Below are 17,677 nucleotides of genomic sequence, written 5' to 3'. Positions count from 1 at the left end.
TGCAAAAGATAAATATGCACATTGCCAGCACCGTCAGGAAAAATTTCCAGTTACATTTTCAGTACAATGCGACCTTAATCAAAAAAAGCTGGAAATCAGGCGAAGAAGTATCCTAAAATAGCCGTCCAGATGTTAATCCATCTATACCGATTAACACTCAGACTGCCAGTGTCCGTCATCTGCAGACTCATGGTAGAATCTTCTACACATGGCTATTCCACTCGACAGTTTGAGCTAACCAAATATTCCTTAGGTGAAATTAAATATGGCAAAACACCTTTTTACGTCCGAGTCCGTATCAGAAGGGCATCCTGACAAAATCGCTGACCAAATCTCTGATGCCGTGCTGGATGCAATCCTCGAGCAGGATCCGAAAGCACGCGTAGCCTGTGAAACCTACGTCAAAACCGGTATGGTTTTAGTTGGCGGCGAGATCACTACCAGCGCTTGGGTAGATATCGAAGAGATCACGCGTAACACGGTTCGCGAAATTGGCTATGTGCATTCCGACATGGGCTTTGACGCCAACTCTTGCGCAGTTCTGAGCGCCATCGGTAAGCAGTCTCCGGATATCAACCAGGGTGTTGACCGCGCGGATCCGCTGGAACAAGGCGCTGGCGACCAGGGTCTGATGTTTGGTTATGCAACCAATGAAACCGACGTGCTGATGCCTGCGCCAATCACCTACGCGCATCGTCTGGTACAGCGTCAGGCTGAAGTACGCAAAAACGGTACTCTGCCGTGGCTGCGTCCGGATGCAAAAAGCCAGGTCACTTTCCAGTATGACGACGGTAAAATTGTCGGTATTGATGCCGTGGTTCTGTCGACTCAGCACGCTGAAGATATCGACCAGAAATCTCTGCAAGAAGCCGTCATGGAAGAGATCATCAAACCGGTACTGCCGACCGAATGGCTGACCGCTGCGACCAAATTCTTCATCAACCCGACGGGTCGTTTTGTGATCGGCGGCCCAATGGGTGACTGCGGTCTGACTGGTCGTAAAATCATCGTTGATACCTACGGCGGCATGGCCCGTCACGGTGGCGGTGCATTCTCCGGTAAAGATCCGTCTAAAGTTGACCGTTCTGCGGCCTACGCTGCACGTTATGTGGCAAAAAATATCGTCGCTGCAGGTCTGGCAGACCGTTGTGAGATTCAGGTTTCCTACGCTATCGGTGTAGCTGAACCGACCTCTATCATGGTTGAAACCTTTGGTACCGAAAAAGTACCTTCAGAGCAGTTGACCCTGCTGGTGCGCGAGTTCTTCGATCTGCGTCCATACGGTCTGATTCAGATGCTGGATCTGCTGCACCCGATCTACAAAGAAACCGCAGCTTACGGTCACTTTGGTCGTGAACATTTCCCATGGGAAAAAACCGACAAAGCGCAACTGCTGCGTGACGCTGCCGGTCTGAAGTAATTTACTGAAGACTGTCCGCTTATTAAGACCAGCCTCGTGCTGGTCTTTTTTTTATTCCCCTATTCTCCTCCAACACCTCGTCACCTGAACAATACAGTGAATCATCTCTTTCAATAAAAATGAAAGCGATTACACATCACCGCTTTTCTATCCACAACGAGTTAACATCTCTTTTCCGTCGCGCCTGCATCACTGTTACATTACTTTTCAGGATTGTCTTAATTCCAGGCAATCAGCTATATTTAATCGCATTATAAAATGTTAACTTTCAAATAGTTAACCAATAATCGTGATGAATGCCAGTGTAACCGATTACACTAATGTGATGTGATTCGCATTTTTTTACCCCGTACTCACCTACCCTTAACATCAACAAAACTAGTTACCCAACCGGAGGGCATCATGCCTGACTATAAAAAAGCGGGGCGTTCCAACAAAGCCATGACATTCTTTGTCTGCTTCCTTGCAGCCCTGGCAGGATTACTTTTTGGCCTGGATATCGGTGTTATTGCTGGTGCTTTACCTTTCATCACCGATGAGTTCCAAATTACTGCACACACTCAGGAATGGGTGGTGAGTTCCATGATGTTTGGTGCAGCAGTCGGTGCTGTCGGTAGCGGCTGGCTCTCTTTCAAACTGGGTCGTAAAAAAAGCCTGATGATCGGTGCCATCCTGTTTGTTGCCGGCTCACTGTTCTCCGCAGCGGCGCCTAACGTGGAAGTACTGTTGGTTTCTCGCGTACTGTTGGGTCTGGCTGTCGGCGTTGCGTCTTACACCGCGCCGCTTTATCTGTCCGAAATCGCGCCGGAAAAAATTCGCGGCAGCATGATCTCCATGTATCAGTTGATGATCACCATTGGGATCCTTGGTGCCTATCTGTCCGATACCGCGTTTAGCTACAGTGGCGCATGGCGCTGGATGCTGGGCGTGATCATCATCCCGGCCTTGTTACTGCTGGTTGGCGTTATCTTCTTGCCAGACAGCCCACGCTGGTTCGCGGCTAAACGTCGCTTTGTCGATGCCGAGCGCGTTCTGTTGCGTCTGCGTGATACCAGTGCAGAAGCTAAGCGCGAGCTGGATGAGATTCGTGAAAGCCTGCAGGTAAAACAGAGTGGCTGGGCGCTGTTTAAAGAAAACAGCAACTTCCGTCGCGCGGTGTTCCTGGGCGTACTGTTACAGGTGATGCAGCAGTTCACCGGGATGAACGTCATCATGTACTACGCGCCAAAAATCTTTGAACTGGCGGGTTATACCAATACCACTGAACAGATGTGGGGGACCGTTATTGTCGGTCTGACTAACGTGCTGGCAACCTTTATCGCCATTGGCCTGGTTGACCGTTGGGGACGTAAACCTACGCTGATCCTCGGCTTTATCGTGATGGCCGTCGGTATGGGCGTACTGGGCACGATGATGCACGTAGGCATTCACTCGGCAGCCGCTCAATACTTCGCGGTGCTGATGCTGCTAATGTTTATTGTTGGCTTCGCCATGAGCGCCGGTCCGCTGATTTGGGTGCTGTGCTCTGAAATTCAGCCGCTGAAAGGCCGCGATTTCGGTATCACCTGCTCTACCGCAACCAACTGGATTGCCAACATGATTGTCGGCGCAACCTTCCTGACGATGCTGAATTCGCTGGGCAGCGCCAACACCTTCTGGGTCTACGGTGGCCTGAACGTACTGTTCATCTTCCTGACCCTGTGGCTGATTCCGGAAACCAAAAACGTCTCTTTGGAACACATCGAACGTAACCTAATGAAAGGTCGTAAACTGCGCGAAATTGGCGCGCACGATTAATCATCTCATTGCTTCCTCCCGCCGGGAGGAAGCCTTCTTCTTGCAGTCCCTTCCCTGTCGCACTATCCTCTGGCGTTATGAAAACCACCCGTCTTCCCATCGCTATCCAGCAAGCCGTTATGCGCAGCCTGCGGGAAAAACTCGCACAGGCCAATCTCAAGCTCGAGCGTAATTATCCGGAACCTAAGCTGGTGTACCAACAGCGCGGCACCGCTGCAGGCACCGCGTGGTTACAAACCTACGAAATCCGCCTCAATCCGGTACTGTTGATGGAGAATATCGACGCGTTCGTGAATGAGGTAGTACCCCATGAACTGGCACATTTGCTGGTGTGGAAGCACTTTGGCCGCGTACCGCCACACGGCAAAGAATGGAAATGGATGATGGAGAGCGTGCTGGGCGTTCCAGCCCGACGCACGCATCAGTTTGAACTGCAATCCATACAACGCAAGACCTTTACCTACCGCTGTAAGTGCCAGGAACACCAACTGACGGTCCGCCGCCATAACCGCGTTGTACGCGGTGAAGCCACCTACCGCTGCGTCCACTGCGGTGAGCCGCTGATTGCAGAATAATCATCAGAATTATCAGGAACTTTTCTGATCTAACTGATTGCATACAGGAATAACTTTCGCTACGTTGCGGGCTCGTTTTGACACGGAGTTCGTGATGTACCGTAATCTTTCTTTTGCAGCGGCCCTGTTAGCCGCTGCGTTTTCAGGCCCGGTTTTAGCCGAAGGCATCAACAGTTTTTCTCAGGCAAAAGCAGCGGGCGTCAAGGTTAACGCCGATGCGCCGGGCGACTTCTACTGTGGTTGTAAGATTAACTGGCAAGGCAAAAAAGGGGTCGTGGACCTCGAATCTTGCGGTTACAAAGTGCGAAAAAATGAAAACCGAGCCAGCCGAATTGAGTGGGAGCACGTGGTTCCTGCATGGCAATTTGGCCATCAGCGCCAGTGCTGGCAGGAGGGTGGGCGTAAAAACTGCGCCAAAGATCCGGTCTATCGCAAGATGGAAAGCGATATGCATAACCTGCAGCCGGCAGTAGGTGAAGTCAATGGCGATCGCGCAAACTTCATGTACAGCCAGTGGAACGGCGGCGAAGGCCAATATGGACAGTGCGCCATGAAAGTCGACTTCAAAGAGAAAGTTGCCGAGCCGCCAGCGCGCGCCCGTGGCGCCATTGCTCGTACCTATTTTTACATGCGCGACCAGTACGATCTCACACTCTCCCGCCAACAAACCCAGCTTTTTAACGCCTGGAATAAGCAGTATCCGGTAACCGACTGGGAGTGTGAACGTGATGAGCGTATTGCAAAGGTACAGGGTAACCATAATCCATATGTGCAACGCGCTTGCCAGGCACAAAAGAGCTAACCTACACTAGCGTCAATATTTTTAACCATGCCCTGGCCTTAAATAGCTCAGGGCCATGACGCGGATGTTTAACTATGCGCATTCCCCGCATTTATCACCCTGAGCCAATCACTTCCGGTAGCCAAATTTCACTGTGTGAGGATGCCGCCAATCATATTGGTCGCGTACTACGCATGGGCCCCGGCCAGGCCCTGCAGCTATTTGACGGCAGTAATCAGGTATTTGACGCCGAAATCACCCATGCCAGTAAGAAAAGCGTGGACGTGAAGGTTATTAACGCCGAACTCGACGATCGTGAATCACCGTTGCATATCCATCTTGGACAAGTCATGTCACGTGGCGAAAAAATGGAATTCACTATCCAGAAATCGATCGAACTGGGTGTAAGCCTCATTACGCCACTTTTTTCTGAGCGCTGCGGCGTTAAACTGGACAGTGAACGCCTGAACAAGAAACTCCAGCAGTGGCAGAAAATTGCCATTGCCGCCTGCGAACAATGCGGTCGTAACCGGGTACCTGAAATTCGCCCGGCAATGGATCTGGAAGCATGGTGCGCCGAACAAGACGAAGGGTTGAAGTTGAACCTGCATCCACGCGCCAGCGCCAGCATTAACACACTGCCGCTACCCGTAGAGCGTATCCGCTTGCTGATTGGCCCGGAGGGTGGGCTGTCGGCAGATGAAATTGCCATGACCGCACGTTATCAGTTTACTGATATCCTGTTAGGACCTCGCGTTCTGCGTACAGAGACAACTGCGCTCACCGCCATTACCGCGCTTCAGGTGCGTTTTGGCGATCTGGGCTAAGGCATAAACGGAGAAGAACATGATTAAGCTCGGCATCGTGATGGACCCCATCACAAGCATCAACATCAAGAAAGATTCCAGTTTTGCTATGCTACTGGAAGCACAACGTCGTGGTTATGAACTTCACTATATGGAGATGGCCGATCTTTATCTGATCAACGGGGAAGCCCGCGCCCGTACGCGTACTCTGAGCGTCGAGCAGAACTACGACAAATGGTATGAGTTCAACAACGAACAGGATCTCCCGCTGGCAGATCTGGACGTCATCCTGATGCGTAAGGATCCCCCGTTTGATACTGAGTTCATCTACGCAACCTACATTCTGGAACGTGCAGAAGAACAAGGGACGCTGATCGTTAACAAGCCGCAGAGTCTGCGTGATTGCAACGAAAAGCTGTTCACCGCCTGGTTCGCCGACCTGACACCGGAAACGCTGGTCACGCGTAACAAGGCACAGCTGAAAGCCTTCTGGCAAAAGCACAACGACATTATTCTCAAACCGCTGGACGGCATGGGTGGCGCATCTATCTTCCGTGTGAAGGAAGGCGATCCGAACCTCGGCGTGATTGCCGAAACGCTGACCGAGCACGGTACCCGCTACTGCATGGCGCAGAACTATCTGCCAGCAATTAAAGACGGCGACAAACGTGTCCTGGTAGTCGATGGCGAACCTGTACCGTATTGCCTGGCGCGCATTCCGCAGGGTGGAGAAACCCGAGGCAACCTGGCTGCCGGTGGTCGTGGCGAACCGCGCCCATTAACCAACAGTGACTGGGAAATTGCCCGTCGCATTGGACCAACCCTGAAAGCCAAAGGTCTGATCTTTGTCGGCCTGGATATCATTGGCGATCGCCTGACTGAAATAAACGTCACCAGCCCAACCTGTATTCGTGAAATCGAAGCAGAGTTCCCGGTCTCTATTACCGGAATGCTGATGGATGCCATTGAGGCTCGTCTACAGAAGTAAATACGTTTCCGGATGGAGACGCCTTCGCGTCTTATCCGGACTGGAATTGCACCCCGTAGGCCGGATAAGGCGCGCCCTTCATCCGGCAACGCTATTTTCAGAGGGTGACATCTTCTCGCTTTGCCCACATACTGGGCACTGTTGCTTTTTTGAACCAGGAAACAGAACCTCTGACAATGAATTTACAGCATCACTTTCTTATTGCCATGCCTGCTCTCCAGGATCCTATTTTCCGCCGCGCTGTGGTGTACATCTGTGAACATAATGAGAACGGTGCTATGGGGATTATCGTCAATAAGCCCCTGGAAAACTTACAGATTGAAGGGATTCTGGAAAAGCTGAAGATCACGCCTGAAGGACGCGATCCGTCCATCCGTCTGGATAAAGCAGTGATGCTCGGCGGCCCTTTGGCGGAAGACCGCGGATTTATTCTGCATACCCCACCCGCCCGTTTTGCATCCAGTATCTTAATTTCCGATAACACCATCATCACGACATCCCGCGATGTTTTAGAAACCTTAGGTACCCAGGAACAACCGTCCGAAGTGCTGGTCGCATTAGGTTATTCATCCTGGGAAAAGGGCCAGCTTGAACAAGAACTGTTGGATAACGCCTGGCTCACCGCCCCCGCCGATCTCAACATCTTGTTTAAAACACCGATCGCCGATCGCTGGCGCGATGCTGCAAAACTTATCGGCATAGATATTTTGACCATGCCTGGCGTGGCGGGACATGCATAATGAGTGAAACATTACTCTCGTTTGATTTTGGAACCAAAAGCATTGGCGTGGCGATTGGTCAACGTATTACCGGCACAGCCAGACCCCTGCCTGCAATCAAAGCTCAGGACGGTACGCCGGACTGGAATTTGATTGAACGCCTGCTAAAAGAGTGGCAACCAGATGAAATCATCGTCGGCCTGCCGCTCAATATGGATGGTACTGAGCAACCCCTGACCGCACGCGCGCGCAAATTCGCCAACCGCATTCATGGTCGTTTCGGTGTCACCGTTACATTGCATGACGAACGGCTGAGTACCGTCGAAGCCCGCTCCGGCCTGTTTGAGCAGGGTGGATACCGTGCGCTGAATAAAGGCAAAGTAGACTCCGCGTCTGCCGTTGTGATCCTCGAAAGCTATTTCGAACAGGGCGACTAAAGCCGCCCCTGCGCCTGTCGCAGCTGCAGACTTTGTGCAAATGTCTGCATACCTGATTGTTGCCCGGTTTGTATCACGCCGGGTAGCTGATGGTTCTTCCCTTCGCGGATCAGGTTGCCAACGGCGGGTGTATTAACGAGCAGTTCAAATAACGCCACCCGTCCGCCCTGCTTATCTTCCTCCAGTTTCTGTGAAAGCACTGCCCGCAGGCTATCCGCCAGTTGATTACGCACGGGATCTTTCTCTGATGCCGCAAAAGTGTCTACCAGCCGCGCAATGGCTTGTGCAGCCCCACGCGTGTGTAGCGTTGCCAGCACCAGATGCCCCGTTTCCGCCGCTGTTAAGGCCAGCCGGATGGTTTCAACATCGCGCAGTTCGCCCAGCAAAATGACGTCGGGATCTTCACGCAGCGCGCCGCGCAAGCCGGCGGCAAAAGAAGCACAGTGTGCGCCCACCTCCCGTTGTTGAATAAGACAGCGCTGGCTGGTGTAGCGATATTCAATCGGGTCTTCCAGCGTCAGAATATGCCCCGCAACATGGTGATTAAGGTGCTCCACCATCGCAGCCAGTGTGGTCGATTTGCCGCTACCGGTAGCTCCTGTAACCAGAATTAACCCATTTTCACTGTGCAGCAGGTCAGGTATAGCCTCGGGAGCCTGGAGATCGTCTAAACGAGGACAATCAAGCGGTAGCAATCTTAGCGCCAGCGACGTTCCCTGTTGATGAACAAAAGCGCTGGCGCGTAAACGCCGGGAATCTGCCAGCGCAATAGCAAAATCAATTTGCCCCTGCTCACGCCACTGTACCTGCTGTTGGTCGTTGAGCCAGTACATCAGCAGCGTCTCTACGTCCGGCGTAGTAAATGGCGCGATTTCCACCTTTCCCCGTATGCGCCAACGCGCAGGCCATGCATTGCACAGGTGTAGATCCGACACGTTATGCTTTACACTAAGGGCCACTATTTCTTCCATATTCACATGAACATCCTCGGAAAATGAACGATATCGCGCATAACCTGGCACATGTCCGGGACAAAATCTCAGCCGCCGCGACGCGTTGCGGGCGGTCTTCAGAAGAAGTTACGTTGCTTGCAGTCAGTAAAACCAAACCTGCGAGCGCCATCGAAGAAGCCATCGTCGCCGGGCAGCACGCCTTTGGCGAAAACTATGTTCAGGAAGGCGTGGATAAGATCCGCTACTTCAAAGAAAACGGTATTGAAGGTCTGCAGTGGCACTTTATCGGCCCGCTGCAGTCCAACAAAAGCCGTCTGGTGGCTGAACATTTTGACTGGTGTCATACAATCGACCGCCTGCGTATCGCGGCTCGCCTGAGCGAACAACGCCCGGCCGATCTGCCACCGCTGAATGTACTGATTCAGATAAATATCAGCGATGAGAATAGCAAGTCAGGTATTCCGCTGGCTGAGCTTGATGCGCTGGCCGCCGACGTCGCCGCGCTACCACGTATAACCCTACGTGGGCTGATGGCGATCCCGGCGCCAGAGTCAGATTATGTAAGGCAGTTTGAAGTTGCACAGCAAATGGCTGTAGCATTTGCCGGGTTGAAAACGCGCTACCCAGATATCGACACCCTCTCACTGGGGATGTCTGATGATATGGATGCCGCCATCGCGGCGGGTAGCACGATGGTGCGCATTGGCACTGCCATTTTTGGTGCTCGTGATTACACAAAAAATTAAGGAAAACTAAGGAACACCATGAATACGTTGACCTTCCTGCTCTCAACGGTAATTGAGCTGTATACCATGGCGCTGCTATTGCGCGTGTGGATGCAGTGGTCTCGCTGCGATTTTTACAACCCGTTCTCACAGTTTATTGTGAAAATCACCCAGCCCATTATTGGGCCATTACGCCGCATTATTCCACCGATGGGGCCGATTGACAGCGCATCAGCATTAGTTGCGCTCGTTCTCAGCTTTATCAAAGCCATCGTGCTGTTTAAGGTGGTCACGTTCCAGCCAATCATCTGGATCGCCGCGGTGTTGATCGTCCTGAAAACCATTGGATTGCTGATTTTCTGGGTTCTTTTAGTGATGGCCATCATGAGCTGGGTCAGCCAGGGTCGCAGCCCTGTGGAATACGTACTGATTCAACTGGCGGACCCGTTGCTGCGCCCTATCCGTCGCATACTTCCAGGCATGGGTGGAATCGACTTCTCCCCAATGATCCTGGTGCTGCTGCTCTATGTCATTAACATGGGGATCGCAGAGGTATTACAGGCGACTGGCAATATGTTGCTGCCGGGGCTGTGGATGGCGCTATGAGTGCCGTGACACCCTGCGATGACGGTCTGGTTTTACGGCTCTACATTCAGCCAAAAGCCAGCCGTGACAGTATTGTGGGCTTACATGGCGACGAAATAAAAGTCGCCATTACAGCCCCGCCAGTCGACGGGCAAGCGAACAGCCATCTGGTGAAGTTTCTCGGCAAACAGTTCCGCGTAGCGAAAAGCCAGATCGTCATTGAGAAGGGCGAGCTTGGCCGTCATAAACAGGTTAAAATCATTCATCCGCAACAGATCCCGCCAGAAATTGCGGCGCTAACTGATTAGGTATCCCATGCAAAAAGTTGTCCTCGCGACCGGCAATGCCGGTAAAGTGCGTGAACTCGCCTCTCTTCTGAGCGATTTCGGCCTTGATGTCGTTGCCCAAACGGATCTGGGCGTTGATTCCGCTGAAGAAACCGGCCTGACGTTTATTGAAAATGCCATTCTGAAAGCGCGCCATGCAGCGCAAATCACCGGGTTTCCTGCTATTGCCGATGATTCCGGTCTGGCGGTAGACGTGCTGGGCGGCGCGCCAGGTATCTATTCAGCACGCTATTCTGGTGAAGATGCGACTGACAGACAGAACCTGGAAAAGTTGCTGCATACTTTGCAGGATGTGCCCGACGAGAAGCGCCAGGCGCAATTCCACTGCGTACTGGTTTATATGCGCCACGCAGATGATCCGACCCCTATTGTTTGCCACGGAAGCTGGCCTGGCGTAATCACCCGCGAACCTGCCGGTACCGGTGGTTTTGGCTACGATCCTATCTTCTTTGTGCCGTCTGAAGGGAAAACCGCGGCAGAGCTGACCCGTGAGGAGAAAAGTGCGATCTCCCACCGCGGACAGGCGCTGAAGCTGCTGTTGGATGCCCTGCGTAATGGTTAAGCTTCCACCGCTAAGTCTGTATATTCACATCCCGTGGTGCGTACAGAAATGCCCCTACTGTGATTTCAACTCGCATGCGTTGAAGGGCGAAGTCCCACATGACGACTACGTGCAACATCTGCTGAGCGATCTGGATACCGAGGTTACACACGCTCAGGGACGTGAAATAAAGACGATCTTTATTGGTGGCGGTACGCCGAGCCTGCTCTCTGGTCCGGCGATGCAAACGCTGCTGGACGGCGTGCGTGCACGCCTGAATCTGGCGACAGATGCAGAAATCACGATGGAAGCGAACCCCGGAACTGTTGAAGCCGATCGCTTTGTCGATTATCAACGCGCCGGGGTCAACCGGATATCTATTGGTGTGCAGAGCTTTAGCTCCGCCAAGCTCGAACGTCTGGGACGTATCCACGGACCGGAAGAAGCCAAACGTGCCGCGCACCTGGCGAGTGGTCTGGGGCTACGTAGCTTTAACCTCGATCTGATGCACGGTCTGCCGGATCAAACGCTGGAAGAGGCGCTGGGCGATTTGCAGCAAGCTATCGCGCTGAATCCACCGCATCTCTCCTGGTATCAACTGACTATTGAACCCAACACGCTGTTCGGCTCTCGTCCACCCGTATTACCAGACGATGACGCGCTGTGGGATATTTTTGAACAAGGCCACCAGTTGCTGACCGCTGCCGGATATCAGCAGTATGAGACCTCAGCTTATGCAAAGCCGGGCTATCAATGTCAGCACAACCTGAACTACTGGCGCTTTGGTGACTATCTTGGCATTGGCTGCGGCGCACACGGTAAAGTCACATTCCCGGACGGGCGGATCCTGCGCACCACCAAAACGCGGCATCCACGCGGTTATATGCAAGGACGCTACTTAGAAAGTCAGCGTGATGTCGCTGAGGCCGATAAGCCGTTCGAGTTCTTTATGAATCGTTTCCGGTTACTGGAAGCCGCACCACGCGCTGAATTCACGCAATACACCGGGCTTAGCGAAGAAGTTATTCGTCAACAGATTGAAGAGGCTATCGCGCAGGGCTATTTGAGCGAGTGCGATGAGTACTGGCAGATTACCCAGCACGGTAAGCTGTTTTTGAATTCGCTGCTGGAGCTGTTTCTGGCGGAGTAATACGGTAATGATATAGTGAACGTAGGCCTGATAAGCGTAGCGCCATCAGGCAATTTTCCGGATGGCGGCTGCGCCTTATCCGGCCTACGAAAGGCCAGGGCACAGCCACCTTCAGCTATTAATACTGATTAAACATTTCCTGAATCTGCTTAGGATCTTTGGTTTCAGTCAATGCCAGCTGCAGCAGAACACGCGCTTTTTGCGGGTTCAGCGAGCCTGAAGCCACAAATCCGTATTTCGCATCATCCACTTCTGCATCCTGGGTAGTTGCACCCGTCGGTACACGGGATGAACGTACGACTACCGTACCTTTATGCGCGGCAGTTGCCAGCGTATCAAAAATGGTTTTATACAGGTTGCCGTTACCTACACCCGCACTGACGATCCCGGCGTAACCGGCATCAACCAGCGCTTTTGCCGGCAGATCGGAAGCATTCGCGTAGTTGTAAACAATCCCCACTTTCGGCAGCTCGGTCAGCTTAGAAACATCAAACGGAGTCGATGTGGTGTGCTTACGCGCAGGCGTACGCTGGTAGTCGATTTTTCCGTTATGGATATAACCCAGCGGGCCATAGTTAACGGATTTGAAGGTAGCGACATCGGTGGTATTGGTTTTGGTCACGTCGCGACCATCCATAACGGTGTCGTTCATCACCACCAGCACACCGCGGTTAGCTGAGGCTTTATCTGCGGCAGTTACCACTGCGTTATACAGGTTGAACGGGCCATCGGCGCTCATACCCGTAGACGGACGCATTGCGCCGACCAGTACCACCGGCTTGTTGCACTTCACGGTCAGGTCGAGGAAATAGGCGGTTTCTTCCATGGTATCCGTACCATGAGTAACCACAAATCCGTCAGTCTTATCGCACTCAGTGTTGATCTTCTTCGCCAGTGTTAACCAGACTTCGTCATTCATATCCTGGGAGCCGATATTCACTACCTGCTCACCTTTCACGACCGCAATGTCTTTCAGCTGGGGCACTGCATCTACCAGGTTTTCTACACCAACTTTACCCGCCGTGTAGTTAGATTTTGTCGCGGAATCACCGCCACCAGCAATCGTCCCGCCAGTCGCTAAAATGGTGATATTGGGTAATGCCAGCGCTGCACCGCTGAAACCCATAACCAATGCTGCCAGTGCCGTTTTTCTGAAAAACTCCATGTTATTTCTCCAGTTACTTGAATTTGCTGCATTATGTCCATCCCACAGATGAATAATGTGACGCAATCCAATTAACCAGATTTATATTTCCATGAAATTGTTATTCTTAGAGATGGATATCAAAAAAGAAGATAAACATAAAATAAAACGGCACAGAAATGTTTCTATGCCGTTAAAAAGAGGTGAATATTATTTCAGAGTGCTAACCAGGGATTTACGGTTATCTTCCAGCATCACGACGCGTGCGCAAACATCTTTGCCAAACTGCTGGAAGTCTTGTTCCTGATTCTTCCACTCATTCTGAATTGACGTTTGCAAACCGCCCAGACTACCGAGCACGCCCTGCAGTGGATTACCACCGCCTTTGAGCACGGCTTTCGCTCCCATCTCGTTGATGCTGTCCTGCAAAATACCGCCCATCGCCTGATTGACCAGCTGTTGTCCGTCCGCGCGGACCTGATCAATCGCCTTATAATGGAAGGTCAGACCGTCTGTACGGTGCTCGATGATGCGGTTCATCTGCTCTTTCAATTGCGCATCCAGCTTGGTTAAGCGGCCACGCATGTTGCTGCTTTCACCCACTTCTTTGGCGATGATTTTATCCAGTGCCACACGACCTTTCTCTACGCGCGCTCTGGCACCTTCGTCAATCCACGGCAGGCTGCTACGCAACGCCGCCTGATAATCTTTGGCCTGCTCACGCTGTGCGGCGTTCAGGTTGTACTGTTTACCGTTAAAGGTGACATCGCCGGCCTGGGTAATAATCAGGTCGCCGTTCTCGCCCTTCACCTGCACCGCTTGTGGGCTCAAAATCACATCGTCACGCGGGGTGACGCTGCACTGGTAATCTGCATGTGCGGCCATCGCCGTGAACGTTAGGACTGCCGCCAGCAGCGTTTTGCGCATCATATCTTTCCCTCAATACAAATCGGGCCGGCATTTGCCGACCCTTTGCTACTTAGTCCCACCAAATATCGAAAAGTTCGCTGGTGCGCACTTCTTCGAGTTTGTGCTCTTCCAGCCACTTACGCACGATTGCCTGATGCTCTTCAGTGCATTTGCCGATTTCCTGCAGGCAGATCAGACCTTCCCAGGCCAGATAGCCGCTGCCGTCAAAAGCCAGCTTGTTCGGCTCAATCACTTCATCAATAAAGTCATCAACGATTTTATCGACCTGCTCGCCCGATGTACCTTCCGGGAAACGCCATGCAACCGAAAATCCGACTTCCTGGAATTCGTCGATGTGCATTTTTTTACGCAGACGACGGCTACGGTTCTTTGCCATTATTTCACCCTCTCGAACATTAAGTCCCATACGCCGTGGCCAAGACGATGACCACGTTGTTCAAATTTGGTTACCGGGCGCGATTCCGGGCGCGGTACATAATCGTTACTCTCTGACTGATTTTTATATCCGTCAATGGAGGACATCACTTCAAGCATGTGTTCCGCATAAGCTTCCCAGTCGGTTGCCATGTGGAAAACGCCGCCAGGCTTCAGTTTGCTCAAAATGTGTTCAGCAAACGGCACCTGAACGATACGGCGTTTATTATGACGTGCTTTATGCCATGGGTCAGGGAAAAACAGCTGAACCATAGATAAAGAATTGTCAGGAATCATTTTATGCAGGACTTCAACGGCATCATGGCACATTACGCGCAGGTTCTCGACGCCCTCTTCATGGGCTGATGCCAGACACGCGCCAACGCCCGGAGAATGAACTTCAATACCAAGGAAATTTTGTTCCGGACGCGCTTTCGCCATCGCTACCAGCGAAGCGCCCATACCAAAACCAATTTCCAGCGTCACTGGCGCATCGCGACCGAACAGCGTTGTGAAATCCACGGGCTCTTCGCTGAACTCAACGCCCATCACCGGCCAGTAGTTTTCCAGCGCGTGTTCCTGCCCTTTCGTCAGTCGCCCCTGGCGACGAACAAAACTACGAATCCGGCGCAAAGGGCGGCCGTTTTCATCAAATTCCGGTGAAATGACGTCGTTCTTCATAAAAGTTTAGTCTGCTGTGTTTGAGTTCCGAAAACGGGCATTATCCAAAGTTAGTTGCCGGATGCAAGTAAAGGAAGAAAGTGAGCAGCGGAAAGTTCCGGTTTACACCCTGTTGCCTCTGTGCTGCAATCTTGCCCCCGGCAATAATGAAACGGTAATCATGCAAGCGTCTCAATTTTCAGCTCAGGTGTTGAGCTGGTACGACAAATACGGGCGGAAAACGTTGCCCTGGCAAATTGACAAGACGCCTTACAAAGTATGGCTCTCAGAAGTCATGCTGCAACAAACCCAGGTTGCGACCGTTATCCCTTATTATGAGCGTTTTATGGCGCGCTTCCCAACGGTTACGGATTTAGCCCATGCACCGCTGGATGAAGTGTTGCATTTATGGACCGGCCTTGGCTATTACGCCCGTGCCCGAAATCTGCATAAGGCCGCGCAGCAGGTGGTCACCCTGCATGGTGGAATATTTCCACAGACCTTTGATGAAGTGGCTGCGTTGCCAGGCGTTGGACGTTCAACGGCAGGCGCGATCCTTTCGCTTTCTCTGGGTCAGCATTTTCCGATTCTCGACGGCAACGTTAAACGCGTGCTGGCTCGCTGTTATGCTGTCAGCGGCTGGCCTGGTAAGAAAGAGGTCGAGAAGAAACTGTGGGAACTGAGCGAGCAAGTCACACCTGCCCGCGGCGTTGAGCGTTTCAACCAGGCAATGATGGACTTAGGGGCAATGGTCTGCACGCGCTCAAAACCTAAGTGCTCCCTGTGCCCGTTAGAAAATGGCTGTGTGGCGACCGCCAATGCAAGCTGGGCACAATACCCCGGTAAAAAGCCCAAACAGACGTTACCCGAACGGACGGGCTATTTTTTACTGATGCAACATGATGATGAGGTGCTGCTCGCGCAGCGCCCACCCAGCGGCTTATGGGGGGGATTATACTGTTTTCCGCAGTTTGACGATGAAGATGGGCTTCGTCAGTGGCTGGCGCAACGACAAATTAACGCAGATAATCTGACCCAACTTAATGCGTTTCGCCATACCTTTAGCCATTTCCATTTAGATATTGTGCCTATGTGGCTTCGCGTGTCCTCATTCACCGCATGCATGGATGAAGGCAACGCGCTCTGGTATAACTTAGCGCAACCGCCGTCAGTCGGCCTGGCGGCTCCCGTGGAGCGTTTGTTACAGCAATTACGCGCCGGTACGCAGATTTAACGTATCGGTCGATAGAGAGGATTTTTTAATGAGCAGAACAATTTTTTGCACTTTCCTGCAACGCGAAGCCGAAGGCCAGGATTTTCAGCTGTACCCGGGCGACCTGGGAAAACGCATTTATAACGAGATTTCTAAAGAAGCGTGGGCGCAGTGGCAGCATAAACAAACCATGCTGATTAACGAGAAAAAGCTCAATATGATGAACGTCGAGCACCGCAAACTGCTGGAGCAGGAAATGATCAACTTCCTGTTTGAAGGCAAAGATGTGCATATTGAAGGCTATACGCCAGAATCATAAGAACCGTTGCCGGATGGCGCTGCGCTTATCCGGCCTACGATTTAATCTGGTCCTTGCCAATAACAAACACAACATGCACTCCCGGAATGATGAAAAAATTTCTCGCGCTTGCCGTTATTGCGCCGTTGCTCATCTCCTGTTCCAGTTCGACCAAAAAAGGCGATTCCTATAATGAAGCCTGGGTCAAGGATACCAACGGTTTTGATATTCTGATGGGGCAGTTTGCCCATAACATTGAGAATCTGTGGGGGTTTAAGGAAGTGCTGATTGCGGGTCCGAAGGACTACGTGAAGTATACCGATCAGTATCAAACCCGCAGCCATATCAACTTCGATGACGGTACAATCACCGTCGAGACCATTGCCGGGACAGATCCCGCCGGACACCTGCGTCGGGCGATCATCAAAACATTGCTGATGGGCGATGATCCGGGATCTATCGATCTCTATTCCGATGTCGATGACATCAAAATTTCCAAAGAACCGTTCCTCTACGGGCAGGTGGTGGATAATACCGGCCAACCGATTCGCTGGGAGGGACGTGCCACTAACTTTGCCAACTATCTGCTACAAACGCGCCTGAAGAGCCGCAGCAACGGGCTGCGTATCATCTATAGCGTGACCATTAATCTGGTGCCAAACCACCTTGATAAGCGTGCGCATAAGTACGTTGGTATGGTGCGTCAGGCATCACGGAAGTATGGCGTTGATGAGTCACTGATTCTGGCTATCATGCAGACCGAATCCTCTTTTAACCCCTATGCGGTCAGCCATGCCGATGCGTTGGGACTCATGCAGGTAGTCCAACATAGCGCCGGGAAAGATGTGTTCCGTTCCCAGGGGCGCTCAGGTACGCCAAGCCGCAGCTTCCTGTTCGACCCAGCCAGTAACATTGATACGGGTACGGCCTATCTGGCAATGCTCAACAACGTCTATCTGGGCGGTATTGATAATCCAACCTCGCGTCGCTATGCGGTCATCACCGCCTATAACGGCGGCGCGGGAAGCGTGCTGCGCGTTTTCTCTAACGATAAAATTCAGGCCGCGAATATTATCAATAGCATGTCACCTGGTGACGTTTACCAAACTCTGACCACGCGACATCCCTCTGCAGAATCACGTCGCTATCTTTACAAGGTCAATTCCGCACAGAAAACCTATCGACGTCGATAAT

The 17,677-nt window shown here is 52.1% G+C and carries 21 protein-coding genes; 16 read left to right on the top strand and 5 right to left on the bottom strand.

Annotation, left to right across the window (positions count from 1 at the left end):
• Positions 1-265 precede the first annotated feature (265 nt).
• The 8 genes from metK (at position 266) to ruvX (ending at position 7,523) form a co-directional block, all read left to right on the top strand.
• A complete protein-coding gene (gene metK / locus NNN64_RS09365; RefSeq protein ID WP_005123306.1) occupies positions 266-1,420 on the top strand; it encodes a methionine adenosyltransferase in 1,155 nt (384 codons plus the stop codon).
• Positions 1,421-1,822: 402 nt separating this feature from the next.
• Positions 1,823-3,217 carry a galactose/proton symporter gene (gene galP / locus NNN64_RS09360; protein ID WP_137382622.1) on the top strand — a complete coding sequence of 465 codons (1,395 nt, stop codon included), beginning with the start codon at positions 1,823-1,825 and terminating at the stop codon, positions 3,215-3,217.
• A gap of 77 nt (positions 3,218-3,294) precedes the next feature.
• Positions 3,295-3,792: a SprT family zinc-dependent metalloprotease gene (locus NNN64_RS09355; RefSeq protein WP_271441201.1), complete on the top strand. Its 498-nt coding sequence runs from the start codon at positions 3,295-3,297 to the stop codon at positions 3,790-3,792.
• A gap of 94 nt (positions 3,793-3,886) precedes the next feature.
• Positions 3,887-4,594, top strand: coding sequence for a deoxyribonuclease I (gene endA, locus NNN64_RS09350; RefSeq protein ID WP_271441200.1), 708 nt, complete (start codon positions 3,887-3,889; stop codon positions 4,592-4,594).
• Positions 4,595-4,668: 74 nt separating this feature from the next.
• Positions 4,669-5,400 (top strand): 16S rRNA (uracil(1498)-N(3))-methyltransferase, encoded by a 732-nt coding sequence (gene rsmE, locus NNN64_RS09345; protein ID WP_271441199.1) that lies wholly within the window; start codon positions 4,669-4,671, stop codon positions 5,398-5,400.
• 19 nt (positions 5,401-5,419) lie between these two features.
• A complete protein-coding gene (gene gshB / locus NNN64_RS09340) occupies positions 5,420-6,367 on the top strand; it encodes a glutathione synthase (RefSeq protein WP_271441198.1) in 948 nt (315 codons plus the stop codon).
• A gap of 176 nt (positions 6,368-6,543) precedes the next feature.
• Positions 6,544-7,107 (top strand): YqgE/AlgH family protein, encoded by a 564-nt coding sequence (locus NNN64_RS09335; RefSeq protein ID WP_170974365.1) that lies wholly within the window; start codon positions 6,544-6,546, stop codon positions 7,105-7,107.
• Entirely contained in the window at positions 7,107-7,523 is a 417-nt protein-coding gene (ruvX, locus tag NNN64_RS09330; protein WP_137382616.1) for a Holliday junction resolvase RuvX, read from the top strand. Before NNN64_RS09335 ends, ruvX begins: the two co-directional genes overlap by 1 nt.
• Here ruvX and NNN64_RS09325 read toward each other — a convergent pair.
• Positions 7,520-8,500: a type IV pilus twitching motility protein PilT gene (locus tag NNN64_RS09325; protein ID WP_271441197.1), complete on the bottom strand. Its 981-nt coding sequence runs from the start codon at positions 8,498-8,500 to the stop codon at positions 7,520-7,522. The genes ruvX and NNN64_RS09325 overlap by 4 nt on opposite strands.
• A gap of 17 nt (positions 8,501-8,517) precedes the next feature.
• On the opposite strand from NNN64_RS09325, the gene NNN64_RS09320 reads away from it, so the two are divergent.
• The 5 genes from NNN64_RS09320 to hemW are packed head-to-tail and all read left to right on the top strand — an operon-like array spanning position 8,518 to position 11,824.
• Positions 8,518-9,222 carry a YggS family pyridoxal phosphate-dependent enzyme gene (locus NNN64_RS09320; RefSeq protein ID WP_271441196.1) on the top strand — a complete coding sequence of 235 codons (705 nt, stop codon included), beginning with the start codon at positions 8,518-8,520 and terminating at the stop codon, positions 9,220-9,222.
• 18 nt (positions 9,223-9,240) lie between these two features.
• Positions 9,241-9,807, top strand: a complete 567-nt coding sequence (locus tag NNN64_RS09315; protein WP_003825417.1) for a YggT family protein — start codon at positions 9,241-9,243, stop codon at positions 9,805-9,807.
• Positions 9,804-10,094: a DUF167 family protein YggU gene (gene yggU, locus NNN64_RS09310; protein WP_271441195.1), complete on the top strand. Its 291-nt coding sequence runs from the start codon at positions 9,804-9,806 to the stop codon at positions 10,092-10,094. The genes NNN64_RS09315 and yggU overlap by 4 nt, the downstream gene beginning before the upstream one ends.
• 7 nt (positions 10,095-10,101) lie before the next feature.
• Positions 10,102-10,695, top strand: coding sequence for an XTP/dITP diphosphatase (locus tag NNN64_RS09305; protein WP_271441194.1), 594 nt, complete (start codon positions 10,102-10,104; stop codon positions 10,693-10,695).
• Positions 10,688-11,824, top strand: a complete 1,137-nt coding sequence (hemW, locus tag NNN64_RS09300) for a radical SAM family heme chaperone HemW (RefSeq protein WP_271441193.1) — start codon at positions 10,688-10,690, stop codon at positions 11,822-11,824. The genes NNN64_RS09305 and hemW overlap by 8 nt, the downstream gene beginning before the upstream one ends.
• A 118-nt stretch (positions 11,825-11,942) precedes the next feature.
• Here the strand turns inward: hemW and ansB are convergent, their stop codons facing one another.
• From ansB to trmB, 4 genes are all read right to left on the bottom strand, one after another.
• On the bottom strand, positions 11,943-12,989 hold the full coding sequence (gene ansB, locus NNN64_RS09295; protein WP_040232083.1) for an L-asparaginase 2: 1,047 nt from the start codon (positions 12,987-12,989) through the stop codon (positions 11,943-11,945).
• A 189-nt stretch (positions 12,990-13,178) separates the two neighbouring features.
• A complete protein-coding gene (locus NNN64_RS09290; RefSeq protein WP_271441192.1) occupies positions 13,179-13,898 on the bottom strand; it encodes a DUF2884 domain-containing protein in 720 nt (239 codons plus the stop codon).
• Positions 13,899-13,947: 49 nt separating this feature from the next.
• Positions 13,948-14,274: a YggL family protein gene (locus NNN64_RS09285; RefSeq protein WP_198905818.1), complete on the bottom strand. Its 327-nt coding sequence runs from the start codon at positions 14,272-14,274 to the stop codon at positions 13,948-13,950.
• Positions 14,274-14,993 carry a tRNA (guanosine(46)-N7)-methyltransferase TrmB gene (trmB, locus tag NNN64_RS09280; RefSeq protein ID WP_271441191.1) on the bottom strand — a complete coding sequence of 240 codons (720 nt, stop codon included), beginning with the start codon at positions 14,991-14,993 and terminating at the stop codon, positions 14,274-14,276. The genes NNN64_RS09285 and trmB overlap by 1 nt, the downstream gene beginning before the upstream one ends.
• A gap of 160 nt (positions 14,994-15,153) precedes the next feature.
• On the opposite strand from trmB, the gene mutY reads away from it, so the two are divergent.
• From mutY to mltC, 3 genes are all read left to right on the top strand, one after another.
• Positions 15,154-16,206, top strand: coding sequence for an A/G-specific adenine glycosylase (gene mutY / locus NNN64_RS09275; RefSeq protein WP_271441190.1), 1,053 nt, complete (start codon positions 15,154-15,156; stop codon positions 16,204-16,206).
• Positions 16,207-16,234: 28 nt separating this feature from the next.
• Positions 16,235-16,504 carry an oxidative damage protection protein gene (locus tag NNN64_RS09270; RefSeq protein WP_003027126.1) on the top strand — a complete coding sequence of 90 codons (270 nt, stop codon included), beginning with the start codon at positions 16,235-16,237 and terminating at the stop codon, positions 16,502-16,504.
• Between the two features lie 86 nt (positions 16,505-16,590).
• Complete coding sequence (gene mltC, locus NNN64_RS09265; RefSeq protein WP_137382608.1) at positions 16,591-17,676, top strand: membrane-bound lytic murein transglycosylase MltC; 1,086 nt, start codon at positions 16,591-16,593, stop codon at positions 17,674-17,676.
• Position 17,677: the final 1 nt, after the last annotated feature.

The sequence above is a fragment of the Citrobacter sp. Igbk 14 genome (assembly GCF_028069825.1).
Taxonomy (GTDB): Bacteria; Pseudomonadota; Gammaproteobacteria; order Enterobacterales; family Enterobacteriaceae; genus Citrobacter.
Note: the sequence above shows the minus strand (reverse complement) of the source record. Positions and strands in the feature narration are given on the sequence as shown.

Bases quoted from the DNA above. Each gene is read 5' to 3' on its own strand.
- metK (WP_005123306.1), top strand. From the start codon at position 266: ATGGCAAAACACCTTTTTACGTCCGAGTCCGTATCAGAAGGGCATCCT.
- galP (WP_137382622.1), top strand. From the start codon at position 1,823: ATGCCTGACTATAAAAAAGCGGGGCGTTCCAACAAAGCCATGACATTC.
- NNN64_RS09355 (WP_271441201.1), top strand. From the start codon at position 3,295: ATGAAAACCACCCGTCTTCCCATCGCTATCCAGCAAGCCGTTATGCGC.
- endA (WP_271441200.1), top strand. From the start codon at position 3,887: ATGTACCGTAATCTTTCTTTTGCAGCGGCCCTGTTAGCCGCTGCGTTT.
- rsmE (WP_271441199.1), top strand. From the start codon at position 4,669: ATGCGCATTCCCCGCATTTATCACCCTGAGCCAATCACTTCCGGTAGC.
- gshB (WP_271441198.1), top strand. From the start codon at position 5,420: ATGATTAAGCTCGGCATCGTGATGGACCCCATCACAAGCATCAACATC.
- NNN64_RS09335 (WP_170974365.1), top strand. From the start codon at position 6,544: ATGAATTTACAGCATCACTTTCTTATTGCCATGCCTGCTCTCCAGGAT.
- ruvX (WP_137382616.1), top strand. From the start codon at position 7,107: ATGAGTGAAACATTACTCTCGTTTGATTTTGGAACCAAAAGCATTGGC.
- NNN64_RS09320 (WP_271441196.1), top strand. From the start codon at position 8,518: ATGAACGATATCGCGCATAACCTGGCACATGTCCGGGACAAAATCTCA.
- NNN64_RS09315 (WP_003825417.1), top strand. From the start codon at position 9,241: ATGAATACGTTGACCTTCCTGCTCTCAACGGTAATTGAGCTGTATACC.
- yggU (WP_271441195.1), top strand. From the start codon at position 9,804: ATGAGTGCCGTGACACCCTGCGATGACGGTCTGGTTTTACGGCTCTAC.
- NNN64_RS09305 (WP_271441194.1), top strand. From the start codon at position 10,102: ATGCAAAAAGTTGTCCTCGCGACCGGCAATGCCGGTAAAGTGCGTGAA.
- hemW (WP_271441193.1), top strand. From the start codon at position 10,688: ATGGTTAAGCTTCCACCGCTAAGTCTGTATATTCACATCCCGTGGTGC.
- ansB (WP_040232083.1), bottom strand. From the start codon at position 12,989: ATGGAGTTTTTCAGAAAAACGGCACTGGCAGCATTGGTTATGGGTTTC.
- NNN64_RS09290 (WP_271441192.1), bottom strand. From the start codon at position 13,898: ATGATGCGCAAAACGCTGCTGGCGGCAGTCCTAACGTTCACGGCGATG.
- NNN64_RS09285 (WP_198905818.1), bottom strand. From the start codon at position 14,274: ATGGCAAAGAACCGTAGCCGTCGTCTGCGTAAAAAAATGCACATCGAC.
- trmB (WP_271441191.1), bottom strand. From the start codon at position 14,993: ATGAAGAACGACGTCATTTCACCGGAATTTGATGAAAACGGCCGCCCT.
- mutY (WP_271441190.1), top strand. From the start codon at position 15,154: ATGCAAGCGTCTCAATTTTCAGCTCAGGTGTTGAGCTGGTACGACAAA.
- NNN64_RS09270 (WP_003027126.1), top strand. From the start codon at position 16,235: ATGAGCAGAACAATTTTTTGCACTTTCCTGCAACGCGAAGCCGAAGGC.
- mltC (WP_137382608.1), top strand. From the start codon at position 16,591: ATGATGAAAAAATTTCTCGCGCTTGCCGTTATTGCGCCGTTGCTCATC.